At 59.2% G+C, this 18,788-nt stretch carries 14 protein-coding genes; 8 read left to right on the top strand and 6 right to left on the bottom strand.

The features are described from left to right. Positions 1-5 precede the first annotated feature (5 nt). Genes ABDB84_RS00420 through ABDB84_RS00410 form a run of 4 tightly spaced genes read left to right on the top strand, consistent with a single transcriptional unit; the run spans position 6 to position 5,074 of the window. Positions 6-1,976 (top strand): hypothetical protein, encoded by a 1,971-nt coding sequence (locus ABDB84_RS00420; RefSeq protein ID WP_345917689.1) that lies wholly within the window; start codon positions 6-8, stop codon positions 1,974-1,976. A gap of 1 nt (position 1,977) precedes the next feature. Next, complete coding sequence (locus tag ABDB84_RS00415; RefSeq protein WP_345917688.1) at positions 1,978-2,952, top strand: TniB family NTP-binding protein; 975 nt, start codon at positions 1,978-1,980, stop codon at positions 2,950-2,952. Further along, positions 2,949-3,962, top strand: coding sequence for a TniQ family protein (locus tag ABDB84_RS20035; protein WP_428715054.1), 1,014 nt, complete (start codon positions 2,949-2,951; stop codon positions 3,960-3,962). The genes ABDB84_RS00415 and ABDB84_RS20035 overlap by 4 nt, the downstream gene beginning before the upstream one ends. Beyond that, a complete protein-coding gene (locus tag ABDB84_RS00410; protein WP_345917687.1) occupies positions 3,959-5,074 on the top strand; it encodes a TniQ family protein in 1,116 nt (371 codons plus the stop codon). Before ABDB84_RS20035 ends, ABDB84_RS00410 begins: the two co-directional genes overlap by 4 nt. Before the next feature lie 48 nt (positions 5,075-5,122). Here the strand turns inward: ABDB84_RS00410 and ABDB84_RS00405 are convergent, their stop codons facing one another. Continuing rightward, positions 5,123-5,590: a hypothetical protein gene (locus ABDB84_RS00405; protein WP_345917686.1), complete on the bottom strand. Its 468-nt coding sequence runs from the start codon at positions 5,588-5,590 to the stop codon at positions 5,123-5,125. Positions 5,591-6,003: 413 nt separating this feature from the next. Between ABDB84_RS00405 and ABDB84_RS00400 the strand changes: the two genes are divergently transcribed. After that, positions 6,004-6,474 (top strand): hypothetical protein, encoded by a 471-nt coding sequence (locus tag ABDB84_RS00400; protein ID WP_345917685.1) that lies wholly within the window; start codon positions 6,004-6,006, stop codon positions 6,472-6,474. A 428-nt stretch (positions 6,475-6,902) separates the two neighbouring features. Continuing rightward, complete coding sequence (locus ABDB84_RS00395; RefSeq protein WP_345917684.1) at positions 6,903-10,718, top strand: CHAT domain-containing protein; 3,816 nt, start codon at positions 6,903-6,905, stop codon at positions 10,716-10,718. Positions 10,719-11,414: 696 nt separating this feature from the next. Here ABDB84_RS00395 and ABDB84_RS00390 read toward each other — a convergent pair. The 4 genes from ABDB84_RS00390 to ABDB84_RS00375 are packed head-to-tail and all read right to left on the bottom strand — an operon-like array spanning position 11,415 to position 15,053. Next, positions 11,415-12,866, bottom strand: a complete 1,452-nt coding sequence (locus ABDB84_RS00390) for a sulfite reductase subunit alpha (protein ID WP_345917683.1) — start codon at positions 12,864-12,866, stop codon at positions 11,415-11,417. 13 nt (positions 12,867-12,879) lie between these two features. Then, positions 12,880-13,404, bottom strand: a complete 525-nt coding sequence (locus ABDB84_RS00385) for a DUF2271 domain-containing protein (protein ID WP_345917682.1) — start codon at positions 13,402-13,404, stop codon at positions 12,880-12,882. Positions 13,405-13,443: 39 nt separating this feature from the next. Further along, a complete protein-coding gene (locus ABDB84_RS00380) occupies positions 13,444-14,118 on the bottom strand; it encodes a PepSY-associated TM helix domain-containing protein (RefSeq protein WP_345917681.1) in 675 nt (224 codons plus the stop codon). An 8-nt stretch (positions 14,119-14,126) separates the two neighbouring features. Continuing rightward, a complete protein-coding gene (locus tag ABDB84_RS00375) occupies positions 14,127-15,053 on the bottom strand; it encodes a PepSY-associated TM helix domain-containing protein (RefSeq protein WP_345917680.1) in 927 nt (308 codons plus the stop codon). Positions 15,054-15,243: 190 nt separating this feature from the next. Here ABDB84_RS00375 and ABDB84_RS00370 point away from each other — a divergent pair, with 190 nt between their 5' ends. Next, the gene (locus ABDB84_RS00370) at positions 15,244-15,954 is read left to right on the top strand and encodes a response regulator (RefSeq protein ID WP_345917679.1); all 711 of its coding nucleotides are present in this window, start codon (positions 15,244-15,246) and stop codon (positions 15,952-15,954) included. Then, entirely contained in the window at positions 15,951-17,360 is a 1,410-nt protein-coding gene (locus ABDB84_RS00365; RefSeq protein ID WP_345917678.1) for an ATP-binding protein, read from the top strand. Before ABDB84_RS00370 ends, ABDB84_RS00365 begins: the two co-directional genes overlap by 4 nt. Before the next feature lie 7 nt (positions 17,361-17,367). Here the strand turns inward: ABDB84_RS00365 and ABDB84_RS00360 are convergent, their stop codons facing one another. After that, a complete protein-coding gene (locus tag ABDB84_RS00360) occupies positions 17,368-18,678 on the bottom strand; it encodes a diguanylate cyclase domain-containing protein (protein ID WP_345917677.1) in 1,311 nt (436 codons plus the stop codon). Between the last annotated feature and the right edge of the window lie 110 nt (positions 18,679-18,788).

Here is an 18,788-nt window from a genome sequence, read left to right as displayed (position 1 = left end):
TCGACATGGCAAAATTTTTCCTCGAAAAAGGGTTGGTGATTCTTTGGCGTAGCGAGTTGCTCGAGTATCGTTCGCGCCACGCGGCAGAACTGTATTTCGAGAACCCAGAGACTGGCCGACAAGAGACCTTAATCGAAGCGGATTTCTGGCAAGCATATTCTACTGGTGCGCTTACCATCGTTCGAGCATTCTCGTCTCCAAAGAAACTCATCTGCGAAGAGCTGAAAACGACACCAACGGTTCGGCTGGCCGATGTATCAGAAAACAACCAGGAGGAGGCGCTCCGACGACTCGAATACATCAACAAGCTGGTCGAAGCAGGAGTCTCAGTCGGTCAGAAGGAGAAAATTGACAAAATACTGCCCGAAATTTCGCGAGAGCTCGGTGACGGACAAAATTGTCCGAGCGTTTCAACCGTCTGTAGGTGGTGGCGTAAGTACATATCGAGCGGCGGAGAAGTAGTCGCGTTGATTAGCAAGAACACATATCGAGCTAGCCTGCAGCGATTTGACGAAGAGAGCGAACGCTTTGTGCAGGACGCAATAGACGCACATTACCTGGTTGATACTCGTCCCAGTGCGCGTTCGGCGTACGAAATGTACGTCGCAAAGCTCGCACAAGAAAATCGGAACAGAGCGCGTCAGCAGTTACCGCGACTGCAGAAGGTCTCGGAAAGGACGTTCTACGTTCGAATCGATTCGCTCGACAAGTACGAAGTGGATGTCGCGCGGTACGGCAGGGAAGAAACGAACCGTAAGTACAGAATGATTAAGGGCCACCTGCCGGCAGTGCGCCCGCTAGACGCTGTAGAAATAGACCACACACCTCTCAATCTCTATTCCGTAGATGACCTGGTTCATCTACCACTTGGACGGCCGTGGCTTACTGCCATCAAGGACCGTTACACCAAGATTCTCTTGGGTTTCTATGTCTCATTTCAGCAGACTGGCCTAGCGAGCATTTTTGGTGCTATCAAGCACTCACTTCATTCCCATCAGATGGCCTATGAGCGTTGGCCAGACTTGGTCAACCCCTGGCCTGCCTACGGACTGGGGGCTTTGTATGTTTCCGACCGAGGTCTGGATTTCCAGAGTTTGAGGTATCGAGCAGCCATCGCCTCACTTGGTTCGCTTTACGAACTCTGCAAACGCAGGACACCATGGCTCAAATCATCCATTGAACGTTTTTTCCTGACGCTAGAGCAAACCTTCTTCGAAGCGATGCCCGGCAAAACGTTCGCGGCCCTACATAAACGAGAAGGGTACGACCCAGTAAAACAGTCGGTCATTCGCTTCTCTACGCTCATTTATCTGCTGCACAAGTGGGCAGTGGATTATCACAACATCCAGACTCATAGCAGAAGCCAAGCCTCACCTTTGGAGTTGTGGAATGAGGGAATACAGAACGCGCCGCCACCATATCCAGCCAATGTTGATGAACTGAACATCATCCTTGGATCTCGCCACGAAGGCATGCTGTCCCACGAAGGGGTCAGATTCATGGGGCTGTACTACTCCGATGAAGCACTTCACGACCTGATGAAAAAAGCAGGTCGGAATACAAGTGTCGAGTATGCCGTGAGTTTGGAGGACTTGGGCCACATCCACGTTAAGAATCCGCGCTCGGGTGAGTACATGAAAGTTCGCTGCACCCGCCCGGAATACGCATCGGGACTCAGCCTTTACCAGCACAAGTATCTGCGGCAACAGGCAAAGTCGGCCGCAGGGGCGTCACCATCAATCGATGTGTTGTTGCAGACGCGCCTAGACATTGCCGCCACCATCGCTGCAGAGGTGGATAGGAAAGAAAACTTGGTAAAGGCACGACTTGCCAGGACGGCAGGAATCAACTCGAATGCCTTACTGCAGGGAAAAATCCAGAGCGTCACCACACCATTCGAAGGACAGAGTCTTATTGTGCCCACGGCGCTTGAGGTGCCTGTTACCAACACGCCGCGATATTCGTGGGGGGTATGACATGGGGGGGGGGGATTGCCAGACGCCATCGCTCCTGGACTCGCTCGAATTTAATGTGGCGCCCCAGACGCCCCAAGCCCTTAGGGCTGCCGCTATGCGAGGGTTGCCCGCCGCCCGGGCTGAGTTTGTCCGAAGTGTATCTATTAATGTCGACGACTTTCGGGTCGGTGCGCGGTTTATGGAGGGATTACTCAATCGCGCCAGGAGGAGCAAGAGCCCTGGCGGCCTATGGATACTGGGCCATGGCGGCCAAGGGAAATCGTTCCTGCTAGACGCATTTTCACGACGCCACCCTCCCGTTGATACGACAAAATGGCGGCAATGCGAAGTAATGCTGATTCCACTTAGAAGCAGGCCTAGTAAGTCCGACATACTTCTGACAATTATGCTAATACTGGGGATTAACCCAGGCATGCTGAAGTATCAGAATAATAGTGACTTGGAAAAAATCGTCGTTGATGCGATGTCGCACTGTGGCGTTCGGGTCATCCTGTTCGATGAGTCACAGCATCTGTGGCTGAGTACAACCGGCAAAATTAACCGTTCGGCGGACCGGCTAGGCGGTGAGGTTGGCGATTTCCTGAAAGAACTCTACGACAAGACCGGTATTGCCTTCGTGTTTGCAGGTACGCCAGGCTTGGAAGTCGTCGTTAACTCTGACTCACAAGCCAATACACGTTGGGCCGGAGTTCTTCATCTCAAGCCCTTCGAGAACGACGCAAAGTTTTCGGCGCTACTGGAAGCTCTCGATGATTCCTTGCCCATGGAGGAACGCTCCAATCTTGCGGAGCCTGAGCTTCTTTCCATGATTCACCAGGCGACACAGGGCAACTTTCGCCGACTCAAGAACCTTCTGGCCGAGGCCGTGTTTCTCGCGGCGTCAGCTGAGGAGCGGCGTGTTCGAAAGCAGCACTTGGCGGACGCATTCTTTGAAATTTCTTGCGCAGAAGCGACTCCGTTCGGGCACGCCTCATGACCGGCTCACGTGTCATCTTTCGGGTAGAGCCCGAGCGGAACGAAGATGTCTTTGGATACTTGGCACGTGTTGCTTCTCGCAATCAACTGGGAAATATCCACACGGTCCTATCCGAAGTGCTAGGCGTAAAACAAGCAGAGATAACAACTGCCGACGCAGCCCCTTTGGCACACTTCTGCCGACTTCATTTGGACGAAATGTTGTCTTTGTCTGGCGTTTCCAGAAAGACCTGTTACGGCGCTCGAACTTGGCAAGTCTGTGGTCAATGGGTGTCAAAGGAACCATTTGTTGCCACGAGGAGAGCACGGGTCTGCCCTGCATGCCTTCGGGATGCTGCATATATTCGTGGAGAGTGGATGCTTAGCTTTTACACTTCGTGCATTCACCATTCGACCGCATTGGTTGGTCACTGCCCGTGTTGTAAGAAATCCATTCGATGGAATCGTCACTTGGCGCGCTATTGCGCTTGTGGTGGCGACCTGGCAATCACTGACGGAGCTCCTGCTTCGCCTCATGGGCTCATGGTGTCGGAGCTCATTGGGTGGCAAAGCGGGTACGACATACAGCTTCGTCCGTACCCTGGTATTGGAATCCTCGAACATGAACAGCTAGCCCGCCTGAGTCTTGATGGACTTTGCAAGACAATGTGGTTTTTGGGGCACTGTTTAGGCGAATTGGGGCGCTACAGCGTAGGGCACGGTCGTATCAAGCCGATGTCGGCTGACGCCGACGCCATCGTTTTGAAGGCTCTCCAAGCAATCGAGGATTGGCCCAGACGATTCGGAGAGTTGCTGAATACCGCCCAGCACCCAGCGTCCTCTGCGCGAGCAGGCACCCTCATCGAAAGACTCTTGGGGCCAGTGCATAAATACTTTCTTCAAGAGATGCAGGACGAGGAGCTGAGCTTTGTGCGAATCGCGTACGAGCAACATGTACATGATATATGGCGGAGGCTGGGTAGAAGGCGGCAAACCAACGACCGGCAGTTAGAGCTCGATTTTGACCCATGACCAACGGAGAATCTCGTCAGAAGAGAATCGCGCGACTGCAAGGCGGCCTTAGCTCGCTCTATCTTCCGTTGCCTGATTCAACACTATCGCGATTACCAGGAGCTCCGGAGCTGCTGCCGGGTGAGTGTTTCAGCTCATGGTTCTTGCGTATTCAGATTGGGTTTCGACTTCCAACGCGTGTGTTGCAAACCCTATTCAAAGTTAAAGCACCCGGCTATTGGATGGATGCCGGCATTGAAGAGTTAGATATTGAGGCAATTTCTGGCGTCGTCATGTGCCACAAAGAGAGTCTTGAACCGCTCCTATGGCCGCGAGGCTCTCTACTTTCCGCTTCGCATCTTGCTTGTTTAACGACCGCCCCTCTGCGCCAGCGACCTATCTATCGATACTGTGAACTCTGCCTGCGCGGCGATGCCGTTCGGTATATGCGGCAGTTGTGGCGCATCGCCTGTACATATATATGCCCGCTGCACGGAACAGTTCTGAGAGAGCTTTGCCCCAAGTGCCAGAAACCATACGTGTTGCCTAACTACCGGGCCGGCTTCAAGGAACATCAGCTCTGGCAATGCAGCACATGCGGAGCGGACATCTGTGATGCCACATCAATCACTCCACCCGATGAACTGCGCTACGTGATGCTCTCACGCCAGGCGCAGTTGCTGCAGCTTATCGCCGCCGGGTCGGAGCTCATGCAGATATGGAAAGACGTTCAAATGCATGCCGCTTCTAGTTTGACCACCGATAGCCATGGCTTGGTCGACTTGTCCTCCGAGATGAATGTTCATGCGCTTTTTTCGCGCGCGCTGAGCCATTGCTTGAACGAGGGCCGCAATACTGAGCAGCAAGACCTTGAGGACTACCTATGGAGGCTCCGCATCCAGGGGGCTGACGGCCCAAGCAGTAGCATTCCTATAGGGCTTGACGGGATGCGCGTGTTTGGCAAATACGCAGTTTCCGTATTTATGCAGCTCATTGGCTGCCATGACCTCTGGGGCAGTACCCACTGGTGGCCAACAGGGAGCTCCCGAACTCTCTCTGACCTCGGTATGGTCACTGCCAGGGCTGAAGCAAAGGCCGCAGAATGGTACGCCGCAGCCCCTAAGAGGAGATAGTTCAAGCTCTCGCCCTGCCTCCTTCATGCGATGGCCCTTCCAAGTGAGCTATTTCCGGACGGGAGTGAAGCTGCAGAGAAAATCGATGTCGTGTTCGCCAGCATCTGCAAAACCAACCGTGCCAACTTCTTCACCCTTCAGTGCATATGAAGGAGTCGAGCGAAAGACTGATTGAGAACTGGGGGTCTGCTTGAAAACATACTCTACACCTACTTGCAGCAGTACCAAGCCGTCTGAGAATGAAGCTCCCTGTGCTTTCAATCGCAATTTCCCGTTATCGGCCGAACCAAAACCATCGTTGAAGTTAACTCGACCTTTGATTCGGCTTGAAACTGTCCGATTCTTTTCAAACCAAGAGATTCGTTCCTTTCCCTGGATAGAATCTGGTACATGGTTTTCTAGCATTTGCTTAAGGTTAACCTTAGCTTCACGGCATTCGTAATCCATACCCGCCAAAGATTCGGCATTTGCGAACTTGGACATGGCAACGAAAGCCAGGACGATGAGTTTCTTCATAGCTGCCTCTTGCATAAAACCATAAGCATATCAATCTCAGAGAGGGCTGGGCGAACTAAGCGTCCACGCCTCCCGGTTGTCACCCATCGTCTCGTGGTTGGCCTCCATCGGGACTTAATGACCCAAAGAAGCTCTGTGTGGGTCAGTCAAATCACCATGCTTCGAATAGCCGCTGACTATAGAATAGTTACTCCTATGAGTACGTCCGCTACCAGCCAACGATGATTGTCGTTAGTTACGAAGAAGAGATTGTGAATGCCGCCACGGGGGCTATCACCACGACCCATCTTGGCTCGGAGACACATGACGTCATCGATGAGGTGCTGCTGCCTAGTAAGCCCACCCCAAGCACACCCATCTAGAAATTCGCTGGCAGGCATGAATACCGTAGGTAGGTAAGCGATGTCCGCAGCATGCAGGGTGTCACACCGCTGACCTACGTTGTTGTGCTTCAACGCCGCTCGCAGATTGACAAACAGGACTATCTTAAAAACATTGTTGTAGCCCGGAACCAGAAGGTTCGTCGGGTTCTACACCCATGGGCAATCGTTGAGGTTGAGTTCGGGCATGCGTTGACCGTCGGGAAAGTAAGTGGTGATGTCCGGGGCAACAAAAGGTACGTCGATACGGTCCAACAATACAGCATGCCCAAGCGCCGACTCGCAGTCGTCCTGCGGGTTCTCGAACGCCCGAGTGAGGACTTGATTCAGGTTATCCCCATCACCTCCAAGCCACCTCTGCTGACCGATAAAACCGCCGTTGAAGTTACCTCCGAGCTGTCAATGATGGCGCACTACCAGAAGCCAAATTGGGCTGTCGCCCAAATGATTCAAACCGTAATGCGGGCGCTGTTACTCGTCGACCGTTGTGCCGGTGGCGGCTGAGCTCTGCCGCTGGTCTTGGCCGTCGAATCGCGCTCTGACCGGACCGCCAACGTTGGCCATTTGGACGGCTACTTCTCGGCCGAAACGGTCAGTGAGCATGATGCAAACGATAGGCTGCTTCCGACCGATAGTGGCTTCTCGACACAAAAGAACGAATGTCTGCTTCGCGGCGGATCATTCTGTCATGTCAAACATGACTGAACTTACGCTGTCCGTTGCTTCCTGGTCACTGGTTGGCTCGGCAGATAGAGGGATGAGCGGCCGAATCAAAGGGGGGCGTTAGCGCCGGCTTGCCGGCGCCAGACGGCTACGCCTTCGCATAACAGCCGCCAAAGTCCCCGGATTGCCACAGACGAAGCATCTCGCCAATTCTTAATTGAGGCGCCTGAGTTAAGCTAACCCAAACATGTATATTCAGGAGGGAGCGAATGATGCAAGAGACGTCGAAGGACGCGGTCCTGACGCAACGATTTGAGCCGGGGGAACTGTTCAAGCACGGCTTCACGTTGAAAAGTGTCGACCTCATTCAGGGTGGCACTTTCCGAGAGGTCATTGGCAAGACGGTCATCTTTTTGATGTGTGTTCGTGTGAAGCCGGAGGGGAAACGCATGTTCTCTGGCGCCACGGTCATCCTGCCGCCGGTAGGAGCATCGAAGGTTGATGAGAGCTCCGTTCACGAAGCGCTCACGACTGGCCTTGAAGCGCTGCGGGGCACTTCTCCTGATGACAATGAACGGGCGTTCCTGAAGAAATATGTTCGGGTAATTCATTGCGTGACTCTTGAGGCCGCGGACCTTGCAGAACTGGTTGTTCGCGAAAGCGATGGGCGTCTGGTCGCCATCGCTGATGGAAGCAAGTACCGCGACACATCGGTTTCATTGGCGGCTCCAGTGGGACTGTCTGGCGTGCGGACGGCGGAAGACCAATGGGTTCCCCATGTCGCTGGACTATGCGAGCGCTGCGTTGCTGCGGTTCGTCGGACGGAAAGCTACTCATTCATCCATGTTGACGAAACGCCGCCTCAGAACCCTGAGCTGGAGGCCATTCTGGAGGCCGTCGAGGATTGCTACCCAGTCTCTCTCCGGGTGCATAATGATCCTGAAGAGTTTGTAGTTCGCCGCAGTACGGTCTGGGTTTCTTGGGCCTTGGGAGGCAAGATAGATGACGCTGTCAGCGAGATCCAATCCTTGGAGCTCACAGAATCCTCGCGACTACATCTGTTGCTCCAGCTTATGTACCGAGCTGGCCAACATGACGAGACGTTGGCGCTACTGCAACAGCTTCGACCACACCTAGAGGGATTCACGAAGAGCAACGTTGTTCAAGTCGCTCGGATTGCCTACAAGTGCGGTGATGACATAGCCGCTCGACAACTACTGCCTCGAGACCTCGTGGGCTTGAACGAGGAAATGTGGCTCGAAGAAGGACTAGAAATCGCCACAGAACTCGAGGACGACGAGCTCATAAAACGCTACGATGCTCAGCTTGCTGCGCTCTTTCCGAACTCCGAGCGACTTCGCGAGAATCGCGACCGGCGGCTCTTGTTGAACTGCCGAGAAGTCTCGGTGCATCGCAGGCATGTCTTCACGACCGCCGGGTTCTCTGCGCGGCATCTAGAAATTCTGGATGCCGTGACGACCCCTGTCCCCCGCTATGCCGAACTCATCGAGAAGGCGACGAAATGGGACAAGGAATGGCTGGATCTTGCAGTCATTTGCTGCGCCATGCACGCGCAGACGGTCGATAAGAACTTGGATGCCATTTACGCGGGGAGTCTCATCACTTCGTCGCAGCTTTACGGACGTCAAGCTACGCAAATTGTCTTATCGGCCATGCGTGCTCTGATGCTTGAGGGAGGTGTGCCCCAAGAAGAGCGAGAGTATTATCGCAGCCCCTTGATGGCGGTCGTCAGGTTCCTCGCACAGCATCCGGAAGACAAAGACGTCCGCGCATCCTTCTCACGCCTGCTGTCCGTCGAAGCTTGCGGCGAGCTTGGGCTTCCCATGATTGCAGTCACCATGTTGGACCTTGCCAGCGAAGGCGTACCTCTTGCTAAAGGCCCCAAGGAGCTGCGGGGAGACTCGGAGAGCGGCGACGAGAAAGCAGACGCTGTAGCGACGCAGGAAGCGCTGATGCGTTGCATGGAGTGGACTGCTGAACGAGGCTATGGTGAGTTCGGCGTCACCGTCGTACCTCGGGAGCTAGTCGGAACCTACGCCGACAAAGTCATCCGGCTGGTTTCTCGAATGATGTTGTATGCCGGGGGAATCGAGAGGGAGGACATGGATTTGCACACCATGTCTCACTTGGTGCTCGTAGCGAGTGCTGTTAGACCCTACGCGACTACAGAGCGGGACGAAGACCTGCGCCTTTTGAGGTTGCTGGCCGGACACTATACGCACGCCGGACGTTTCCAGCACGCGAGAAACATGGCGGAGCAAATTCTTGCTATTGGGCAGGATACGGAAGTCCGGCGACGTTTGGCATGGTTTGCATACGCAGACGTGTACCAACGATGCAGGAACCCCATCGACGCGCTTGTCGGTCTTGCCTGCGCGTTTGCGACTGATACACCAGTCGAGAAGGCAGACCTTTGGCAAGAGGTCTACGCCGTCATTCGCGTGCTTCGAGACCTCGGAATGACTGAGCTCGCAAGTAAGATTTTGCCGGCGCTGAAGGGGCTCATTGCAGACCTAGGCTATGACCCAGAGACGGACCCGCACATCGTGTCGGCAGAGCTGGGTCTCCGTGTAGTAGAGATTTCTCGGTTGGATACCCAGAGCGTCTCGACACTCATTGATGACATAGTCAAAGCATGCGGGCGGGCCAAGGACAAAAGCGATGTTTTGCCCTTGGCAGTTCTGTTGGGTCAAGTAGTCAGGGCCGCAGATGAGCGGTCCATTGCAGTACCCATGGAGGCGCGCAGGCTCTTGACGGTGCTAATTGGGCGTGTGGGCGCCCGCGAATCTGAACTCGTTGAGTCCACCTCCTCGCTTGTCCCGACCACGAACCAAGTGGTCTCGATGTTCAATGGTATTGAGCGTGCGATGTTCGGAGGAGATGCAGCTACCGATTTACAGGTTGTTGGCATGGCTGCGCGAAGACTGTTAAACGAGTCAGGGGTTGTAGCCGATGCTGGCAAGGCCAAAACTCTTGCCGTTGAGCTTCTGGCAGACCAGACCATGACCTTGTTTGGCTCACCACCCGAACTCACCGAGGACTGGGCGTTGCAATACGCTCTGAGCCTGAACGATGAGGGGTTGGATGTTGCATTCATGGCCTTAAACACAGCCGGCGAACTGTCGGTAACCGTAGTGTCCAAGGGGGGGGCGGCAGCCATCGAGCAACCCAAGCATGAAAAGTCCTTCTGCCGGCGCATGCTGGTCTGGCTTGAGAAGTATCCCAAGGCCTATGGGCTCATCGACGCTTATCACGGGAACAATGAGTTCTTCAACACAATGGAGGCGCTGAATGTGCGCCTGCCAGAGTCGGAGAAGCTGCTGATCGTCGCCGAACCTCTGCTGCAGCAACTCACAGCCAATCTCGTGGTCGTCCAGCCGAAGGATGGTGGATTCGCGTGCTTCTATGGTTCACAGTCCGCTGTAGGGTTCGTTCCTGCGCTCAGCTGGCTGTTGGTGACGAGGGCAAGGGCGCGTACGGGGAAGGGGGCGTATCGGGCGTGGATTTCTGCTGATTCTGGTCCGGACGCAGCTTGCACGCTGGACATCGCTCTGGCACGGCTGAGCGGAACATTCGAAGAATTTGGCTTCTCAGTCGACACAAACCGTCGCCTGCCCGGCGACATGTCAGATGCGGGGTTGGTCGTCGTGGCCGCGCATGGTGGGTTAGCTCAAGAAGGGCGCTACCTGCACAGCATCCGTGATGAGAAGAACCTTGTTGAGCCTCCCTCGGCCTTGGCTGCATCGCTCGCCGGCGTGGAGCTCGTCATCCTGTTCGTCTGCAGCGGTGGCCGGATCGACAAACACCCTTGGGGAAACCGGACTGTTGGCTTGCCACGACAGTTGCTGGACAAAGGAGTTCGAGCTGTTGTGGCTTCGCCATGGCCGCTCGATGTGAAGGTGACCTACACTTGGCTCGAGCCGTTCATGAAAGCATGGAACGCGGGAGCGACGGTCCTACAAGCCACAAAGGTAGCCAACGAAGTTGTGGCAAAGCGGCTAGGTGACAATCCCCAATACTCGTTAGCCATGAGCGTCTACGGAGATGCACTGATGACGAAGTGAATCGCCCCGGATTTTGTAGCCGCTGCTAAGTCTGCTTAGCGCTCCACAACTGCCGCCCAGATTGTTTGGGCTGAACGACAGTTCTGGCCGAGAAGCAGCCGTTCAGTGCTGCCAGCCTCTGCTTGCGTCTTAACCGGGACGGTTGTTTGGTGACGACCAGCAGAGTAGTCAGCGGCCACCGGCGTCAGCGGTCAATTGGACCGGAATCTGCACCGTAACCGCCAGCCGTATCATCGCCCCGAAGATTAGCCCCAGTTTTGGTTCAGAGCGACGCGACAAAGGCTTCAAGCAGATGGTCCGTGGCACAGTACGTGACTCGCTCAAGAATGCCCTGATGGACGGTTAAGAGCCTCCTGAGCTTCAACTTCTGTAAAAAAATCCACCTTAATGGTGGATTTTTTCTTTGTACGTCCTCCAATCCTATCCGCATTGCTAGGCCCAGAGTCGAGGCCGCCAGGTCTGGCGTCTCTAGGGCTGGCGCGCGCCGTTTGCAAGCTCTGCTGACGCCTATAGAGCACGTCGCAAAAAGGTTCAAGTTGAACTGCGAACAACCTGAAAAGGTTCAAGTTGAGCTGCAAACCCTGGCAAGGTTCACCTTGCAAACACTGACCTAACTATTTGATTTATTTGTTCCTGCGGGTTCAAGTTGAACTGCAAACGACAATTGAGGCTCTGCGCCAGATGCCCGGCGGGGCTTCAGAACACATCGCGGCGCAGGCGGCCGCTGGCTGTCAGGGTGTCGACCGCGGCTTCGCCGAGGAGCTCGCGCAGGGTTTTATCGAGTGCGCGGGCCATGCTGTGCGCGCTGCCGCACATCAGGATGCAGGCGCCTTGGTCCAGCCAGGTTTGCAGCAAGGCTGCGTGGCGGCGTAGCTGGTGCTGCACATAAGGGGCGCTGGCGTCGTCACGCGAGAAGGCCCAGTCCATGCGGCTGAGCACGCCGCTGCCGAGCCAGTCTTCGATCTCGCTGTGGCACAGGCGATCATGGGCACGACTGCGTTCGCCGAAGATCAGCCAGGCGCTGTAGGTGGGTGCCCGCTCGCCGCTGTGCTGGAGGCTGCGGGCTCGCGCCTGCAGGTGCGCCCGCAGGCCGGCCAGGCCGGCGCCGGCGCCGATCAGGATCAGGGGCGTGCGCGCCGCCGCCGGCAGCTGGAAGTTCGGATTGGCGCGGATGCGCAGGGACAGCATGCTGCCCGTGGCGGCTTGCTCGCAGAGCCAGCCGGAGACCAGGCCGGGCGTGCCGTCGCTGCGCAGCTGGCGGCGGACGATCAGTTCGAGCACGGCGGGGCTGCCGTCGCCGGGCGGCAGATTGGCGATCGAGTAGCTGCGCGGACGCGCGTCTGCGCCGGCGAGCTGGATGTCCACCAGATCACCGGCTTGCCAGCTGCAGGGGCTGCCGGCTTCGGCGGCGAGGCGGATCAGATACATCGGCTGGCCCGCGCTGCCGTCGTTGAGGCATTGCCGTGACAGCAACTGCCAGCGGCCGTAGGCCATGCTGCTGGTGCGGGTGATGGGGGCGCGGGCGCTGTCCGCACGCGGGGTGTCGCTCGGCTGTGCAAGCTGGGCGTACCAGGTTTGCAGGGTGGCGGCATCGAGCTGATCGGCCTCCAGGCGGGCAAAGCCGGCTTGCGCGCCGCTGGCCTGCAGCCAGGCGTCGAGCTGGCGGCCAAAGCCGCAGAACTGCGCATAGTTGCGGTCGCCGAGGGCCAGCATGCTGTAGGCGATGCCGCGCAGGGCGGGCGCGGCCTGGCGCAGCTGGTGGCGGACAAAGCGGCTGGCGTGATCGGGCGCATCGCCTTCGCCGCAGGTGCTGACGACGAACAGCAAGCGGCTGTCCGGCTGCAGCAGGCTCAGCCAGTCTTGCTCCAGGCGCAGCAGGCGCGCTGGTTGGCCGTGTGCCGACAAGTGCTGCGCGGTGTCGCGGGCGATGGCTTCGGCCTGCCCGCTCTGGCTGGCGTAAATCACGTAGAACTTGGCTGCGTGCTGCAGGGGCGCGCTGCCGCCAGCTTCGCCGGGACTCAGCCGGGCGCTGGCGCGGCCGTTGCCGAGCTGGTTGCGGCGATACATATAGAGGCTCAAGGTGCTGTGCAGGGCGATGATCAGTGCAGCGCAGAGCCAGCGCCAGGTGTCGGGATCGAGGGGACTCATGATGGAGCTCCGTTCATGGCTTGCCGCTCAGGCTGACGCGGCCGAGTTCCTGGGTGCCGTTGGCGTCGGCTTTCAGCGCGCCGCGCAGGGGCCAGCGCAAAGGCAGGCGCAGTGCTTCGTCGCCGCCGTGCTCACGCGAGGCTTCGACCACCAGCTCGTAATCGCCGGCCGGCAGTTTGTGCAGCACTTCGGAGGACGAAAGCTCGATGTGTTGCAGGCCGGCTGGCCGCGTTGCGCTGCTGATGGCATCCAGCGACAGCTGCGCCTGGCCACCGCTGGCGCGCCACCAGCTGCGCAGATCGGGCAGCCATTTGGTCCCGGCGTTGTTGCGTTTGCTGGTGTCGTACCAGACCTCGAAGCTGCCGACAAACTCGTGTGAGCCGGCCTTCTCCAGCCAGATCGCGACATATGGGCGCTTGACGCGTGCGCCTTGCAGGGCGGGCAGCTGGATGTCCAGCTGCAGTTCGGCCGCAGCGGCGTGGGCGCTGCAGACGAGGGCGAGGGCCGACAGCAAGGGCAAGCAGAGTGATTTTTTCATGATGAGGCCTTTCTGATTCTTTTCGTATCGAGGCTGGTTTTAATGCACGAAGAGCAGGATCAACAGCAGCGGGACCAGCAGGCCCAGGCCGGTGATCGGCCAGGTGATCCAGCGCGAGCGGGCATGGGCCTTGAGGATCAGCAGGCCGGTCAGGCAGAAGACGACACAGGCCAGCGAGAACAGGTTGAGGAAGGCGGTCCACACGCTGCCGGCGTTCTTGCCCTTGTGCAGGTCGTTGAAGTAGGCGACCCAGCCGCGGTCGTCCGACTCGTACTCGATGGCGCCGCTTTGGCGGTCGATCCGCAGCCAGGCGTCGACACCCGGCGACTTCAGATCAATGAAGATCTCATCGCTTCGCACATCGAGCGCCTTGGGGTGGATCGACAGCGACCAGGCTTGGCGCAGCCAGCGCGGCAAGTCGGGCGGCAGCGCAGCGGATGGGTTATCCGCGCCGGGCGGCAGCTGTTTGAGCTCGGCCAGCAGCGGGGCCGGCAGCATGCCGCTGTGGCGTATCACCACGAAGTCCGCCCGTTCAAAGTAGTCGGCGCGGCTGAGGGTGAACCCGCTGAGGGCGAAGAACAGCATGCCGACCAGGCTCAGCGCCGAGCTGATCCAGTGCCAGCGCATCAGCAGGCTGAGGCCGCTGGATTGGGCGCGTGGCGCGTTTTGTCGGGTATCGGCTTGCATGACGCGCAGGGGTTCTGGGGCGTTCATCGCAGTCTCTAGGCGTGAGCCTGGCCGGCTACGGCCGGGCGGCGTGCGCGCCGCTGCTGTGTGCGACGCCACCAGGTCCACAGACCGGTGCCCATCAAACCCAGCAGGGGGAAGGTCGAGATCAAGGTCAGGATGCCCGACCAGGCGCCGGCCCAGGTGCCCTCATGCAGGCTGCGTACCCAGCCGGGCCCGCTCATGCTGCGGAACTCGCCGCTGCCGGAGACGATGTATTGCGCGTTACCGCTGTCCGTCCTGGTCGTCAGCATCACGGCGCCGGCGCGGAAGTTGCGCGCCAGGCTCAAACCGCTGAGATCGGCGTGCTGGCTGGCGATGGTGATCGCTTCGGCGAGCGGCAGCGGACGGCTGGCCGGCGTGTAGTCGGGCAGTTGCGGCATGCCCAGATGAAAAGCCATCAGCAGTCCGGTGACCGGCGTGAGGGCGAGCAGCGGCAAGCTCAGCCAGCCCAGGCCCAGATGCCAGCCGGTGGCATTGTTGCGCAGCGTGCGCCAGCCGAAGAAGAGGCCGCTGACAATCAGGAAGACCATGGCGATAGTGGTCGCGGTGACCAGCCAGTCGGCGCCGATCAGCAGGTTCTCATGCAGCCGGCGGGTGAAGCTGAACAGATCGAAGCCCGCTTCCGAGAGCTTGGTGCCGGATTGCATGTCGAAATTGCCGCTCGGGCCACGACCGCGCCCGCTCAGGCTGAACACGCTGGCATCGCCAGCAATGGCGACGGCGCCCGCTTTGCCGGCCGGGTCGGCGGCATTGAGCGCCTTGATCAGGGTGGGCACCGCGATGCGCTCGGTGGTTTGCGCATCGACCACCGGTTTGAACGCCAGCACCATGCCGGACACGATGACCAGCAGGAACAGGATGGAGAAGACGATGGCGATCCAGCGATGGATCTTGAGCAAACCGCGTAGCAATGGCGACATGATGAGTACCCCGTTTATGAATTGGTTCGGGGCTCATTTAGCGGCGCGCATGTGAATGCGATATGGCCTTGCCTGCGCGTATTGTGAATGGCATGTAATGCGCTGTAAGCAGCTGTTCCAGTTTGCGCAAAAACCGTATCGGCCGCGCTTCCTGCCGCTATGCTGGATGGCATGACGGGAGCCGCTGTACATGGACAAGAAAATCCTGGTCGTCGATGACGACCCTGAACTGACGCAATTACTCGAAGACTATCTGGGCCGCCAGGGCTATCAGCTCGCCACGGCGGCGGATGGGGTGGCGATGCAGGCCTTGCTGGAGCGCTTCCAGCCCGATCTGCTGATCCTCGACCTGATGCTGCCCGGCGAAGATGGTTTGACGCTGTGCCGCAACCTGCGTGCGCGCTCGCGCCTGCCGATCCTCATGCTGACCGCGCGCGGCGACGATATGGACCGCATCATCGGCCTGGAAATGGGCGCCGATGACTATCTGCCCAAGCCCTTCAATCCGCGCGAGCTGCTGGCGCGCGTACGCAGCATCCTGCGCCGTGCGGAAAATCCCGGCGCGCAGGCGCTGCCGGCACGCGCCCTGCATTTTGCCGGTTGGACCCTGGATTTGGCGGCACGCCATCTGATTGATGCGGATGGCATCGTTGTCGCGCTGTCGACCGGCGAATTCCGTGTCCTGCATCTGCTGGTCGACACGCCCAATTGCGTGTTCTCGCGCGACCAGTTGATGGATGCGCTGGCCGGCCGCGAGGCGGGGCCGACTGATCGCACCATCGATGTGATGATCTCGCGGCTGCGCCGCCGCCTCAACGATGATGCGCGTGATCCGGCGCTGATCAAAACGGTGCGCAGCGAGGGCTATATGCTCGCCGCCAAGGTCGAGCGCCAGACATGAAGCTCTTGCCCAAAACCTTGTTCGGGCAGATTGCGCTGACCCTGTTCACCGGCCTGGTGGTGGCGCAGGGGCTGGCGCTGTGGCTGCTGCTGACGGACCGTGGCCAGCTCAATTACAAGTTGCTGGCCGAGTATTCGGCACAGCGCATGGCTGGCATTGCTTCGGTGCTCGATAGTGCCGAGCCGGCCGAGCGGCCGGCCCTCGTCAAGGCGCTGAGTGTGCTGCCGACCACGGTGTCCTTGAGCCTGCCCTGGGTCAGCGGGCGCGAGGACGATTCGATGGATGCGCGCCTGTTTGCGCAGGTGGCGGCTCGCCATCTGGAGCGCCCGCTGCAGATCCAGATGCTGTCGATTGAACGGCTCGATCCGCTGATGTTCGCCCTGCATCCGCACAGTGCGGCCGAGCGACGGCAGCGTGATGATGACGATGATGAGGTGGGGGCGATCCGTGGGCGCCTGCTGCCGCGCAATTTCGTCGCCCAGATCCGTCTGAGCGATGGCAGCGTGCTCAGCTTCCACCATGTGCTGCCGCTGCCCTCGACGGATTTGCCGTATCGCGTGCTTGCCTGGTTGGGCCTGCTGGGGGTGTCGGTGGCCGGGCTGACCATCTGGTCGGTGCGTCGTTTGACGCGGCCGCTGGCGAATCTGGCCGAGGCTGCTTCGGGCCTGGCGCGGAATCTCGATCAGGCGCCGCTGGCGGAGCGCGGGCCGCAGGAGCTGCAACAGGCGGCCAGCGCCTTCAATGCCATGCAACGCGATCTCAAGCGCATCATCGAGACGCGCGCCCAGGCGTTGGCAGCGGTGTCGCACGACCTGCGCCTGCCGATCACGCGGATGCGCTTGCGCCTGGAGTCGGAGATGAGTGCCGGGCTCAAGGCAAAGATCGAGCAAGATCTGCAGGACATGGACAGCATGATCGGCCACACGCTGGATTTCCTGCGCGCCGGCTCGCAAACCGAAGCCGTGGTGATGATTCATCTCGATGCCTTGCTCGACAGTCTGGTGGAGGACATGGAAGAGCTGGGCGCGCAGATTGAACGCAGTGGGCGCGTCACCCAGGCGATTGCGGCGCAGCCGCATGCGCTGCGCCGCTGCATCGCCAACCTGCTCGACAATGCGCGCCTGTATGGCGGTGGCAAGATGCAGCTGAAGGTGATCGACGCTGCGGATGCCGTCACCCTGCAGATCGACGACAGCGGGCCGGGCATTCCGGCGGCGCAGCGTGACAAGGTGTTCGAGCCCTATTTCCGTCTGGAGGCCTCGCGTGCGCGCCACACCGGCGGCACGGGGCTGGGGCTGCCGATTGCGCGGGCGATTGCCCAGGCACATGGCGGCAGCATTGTGCTCGATGAGGCGGCGGGTGGTGGTTTGCGGGTGAGCCTGCGCCTGCCGCGGCGGGCGTGCTAGGCGCGGTTCAAGGCGCGCTCTGCAGCAGCGCTTCGGACAAGGTGCGGTCAGAGTGGCGGATGTGCTCGCGCACCCAGTTGGTGAGGAACTGGATGGTTTGCGACAGGCTGGAGGCTTCCAGCTTGGCGCGGATGCGCTGCAGTTCGGCCAGCGCCTGCGCGTGTTCCTGCTGGTGGCGCAGGCGGTCTTCCTCACTGAGCACGTCCATGGCGCGATCTTCGCGCGCAAAGTGGGCGGCAGTGGTGCTGATGAATTGCTCCATCAGCGACTGGATGAAGGCAAACTCCTCGACCGAGAACAGGGCCTGGATCAGGCGATTGACGATCTTGACCATGGCGCGATGATCGCGGTCGATCCAGTCTACGCCCAGCTCCATGTCGGCCGACCAGTTCAGATTCATCGGCGCCAGCTTGGAGAGTTCCGCTTCGGCCATCGCCTTGTAGCGCGAGGTGCCTTTGCCCTGGCGTTTGGCGTCGTACATGGCTTTGTCGGCCGCGGCAATCAGGGCGTGCATGTCGTGGCCGTGTTCGGGGTAGGCTGAAATGCCGATGCTGGCACCCAGTTCGAGTTGCAGTGGGCCGATCTGCAGGCCGTCGAGCAGGGCCAGGTGGATATTGGCGGCCACGTGCAGGGCGGCCTTGCCGCTGTCGGTGTCCTGCAGGATCAGGATGAACTCGTCGCCACCGAGGCGGGCGACGCTGTCGCTCTCGCGGATCGCGTTCTGCAGGATCGCGGCAAACTGCCGCAGCACCTCGTCGCCCGTCTCGTGGCCATGGGTATCGTTGATCGCTTTGAAGCCGTCAAGATCGATGCACAGCAGGGCAAAGCCGCCCCCCGTGCGCTTGTTGCAGCGCAGCGACTGGCTCAGGCGGTCGAGGAACAGGGCGCGGTTGGGCAGGCCGGTGAGGCTGTCGCGGAAGGCCAGACGGCTGAGCGACTGGGTGTCCAGATCGCTCTCCGGCAGGCTGCGGATCAGGCTCAGCACGGTCGTTTCGCCAGCGCTATCGAGCAGGCTCAGCTGCGCTTGCAGCTCGATCAGGTCACCGCAGGGCGTGATGCCGGTGAGGCTCAGTGTTTCCGCGCTGGATTCGCCGGTCAGCAATTGTGCGATGGCGCTGTGCCAGCGTTGCCAGCTCTTGGTCGTCACCAGGGCGTCCGGTGCGAGCGCGTTCTCGCCCGCTTTGGCCGGGTAGCCCAGCAGCGCGTACAGCCCCTGGCTGACGTAGCGTGTGCCGGAATGTGAAGCCAGTACGATGCCTATCGGCAATTGCTCGACGAGAGCATTGGCAAGATCGGCAGGTAGGGGCGAAGCGCTCATTGATCAGGCGGTTACGACAGACAAACCAGGGTTGAAGGACGAGAAGTGGCTGAAGATCAGGCTATAGCAAGCCTGTGAATAGGCGTTGACGCTACTCAAACCGGAGGACA

The sequence above is a fragment of the Uliginosibacterium sediminicola genome (genome assembly GCF_039631295.1).
Taxonomy (GTDB): Bacteria; Pseudomonadota; Gammaproteobacteria; order Burkholderiales; family Rhodocyclaceae; genus Viridibacterium; species Viridibacterium sediminicola.
The sequence above is the reverse complement of the archived record's forward strand: the minus strand, read 5'-3'. Positions and strand labels throughout refer to the sequence as shown.

Excerpts from the sequence above, each read along its gene's own strand:
- ABDB84_RS00420 (WP_345917689.1), top strand. The coding sequence starts at position 6 with ATGGCAAAATTTTTCCTCGAAAAAGGGTTGGTGATTCTTTGGCGTAGC.
- ABDB84_RS00415 (WP_345917688.1), top strand. The coding sequence starts at position 1,978 with ATGGGGGGGGGGGATTGCCAGACGCCATCGCTCCTGGACTCGCTCGAA.
- ABDB84_RS20035 (WP_428715054.1), top strand. The coding sequence starts at position 2,949 with ATGACCGGCTCACGTGTCATCTTTCGGGTAGAGCCCGAGCGGAACGAA.
- ABDB84_RS00410 (WP_345917687.1), top strand. The coding sequence starts at position 3,959 with ATGACCAACGGAGAATCTCGTCAGAAGAGAATCGCGCGACTGCAAGGC.
- ABDB84_RS00405 (WP_345917686.1), bottom strand. The coding sequence starts at position 5,590 with ATGAAGAAACTCATCGTCCTGGCTTTCGTTGCCATGTCCAAGTTCGCA.
- ABDB84_RS00400 (WP_345917685.1), top strand. The coding sequence starts at position 6,004 with ATGCAGGGTGTCACACCGCTGACCTACGTTGTTGTGCTTCAACGCCGC.
- ABDB84_RS00395 (WP_345917684.1), top strand. The coding sequence starts at position 6,903 with ATGATGCAAGAGACGTCGAAGGACGCGGTCCTGACGCAACGATTTGAG.
- ABDB84_RS00390 (WP_345917683.1), bottom strand. The coding sequence starts at position 12,866 with ATGAGTCCCCTCGATCCCGACACCTGGCGCTGGCTCTGCGCTGCACTG.
- ABDB84_RS00385 (WP_345917682.1), bottom strand. The coding sequence starts at position 13,404 with ATGAAAAAATCACTCTGCTTGCCCTTGCTGTCGGCCCTCGCCCTCGTC.
- ABDB84_RS00380 (WP_345917681.1), bottom strand. The coding sequence starts at position 14,118 with ATGAACGCCCCAGAACCCCTGCGCGTCATGCAAGCCGATACCCGACAA.
- ABDB84_RS00375 (WP_345917680.1), bottom strand. The coding sequence starts at position 15,053 with ATGTCGCCATTGCTACGCGGTTTGCTCAAGATCCATCGCTGGATCGCC.
- ABDB84_RS00370 (WP_345917679.1), top strand. The coding sequence starts at position 15,244 with ATGGACAAGAAAATCCTGGTCGTCGATGACGACCCTGAACTGACGCAA.
- ABDB84_RS00365 (WP_345917678.1), top strand. The coding sequence starts at position 15,951 with ATGAAGCTCTTGCCCAAAACCTTGTTCGGGCAGATTGCGCTGACCCTG.
- ABDB84_RS00360 (WP_345917677.1), bottom strand. The coding sequence starts at position 18,678 with ATGAGCGCTTCGCCCCTACCTGCCGATCTTGCCAATGCTCTCGTCGAG.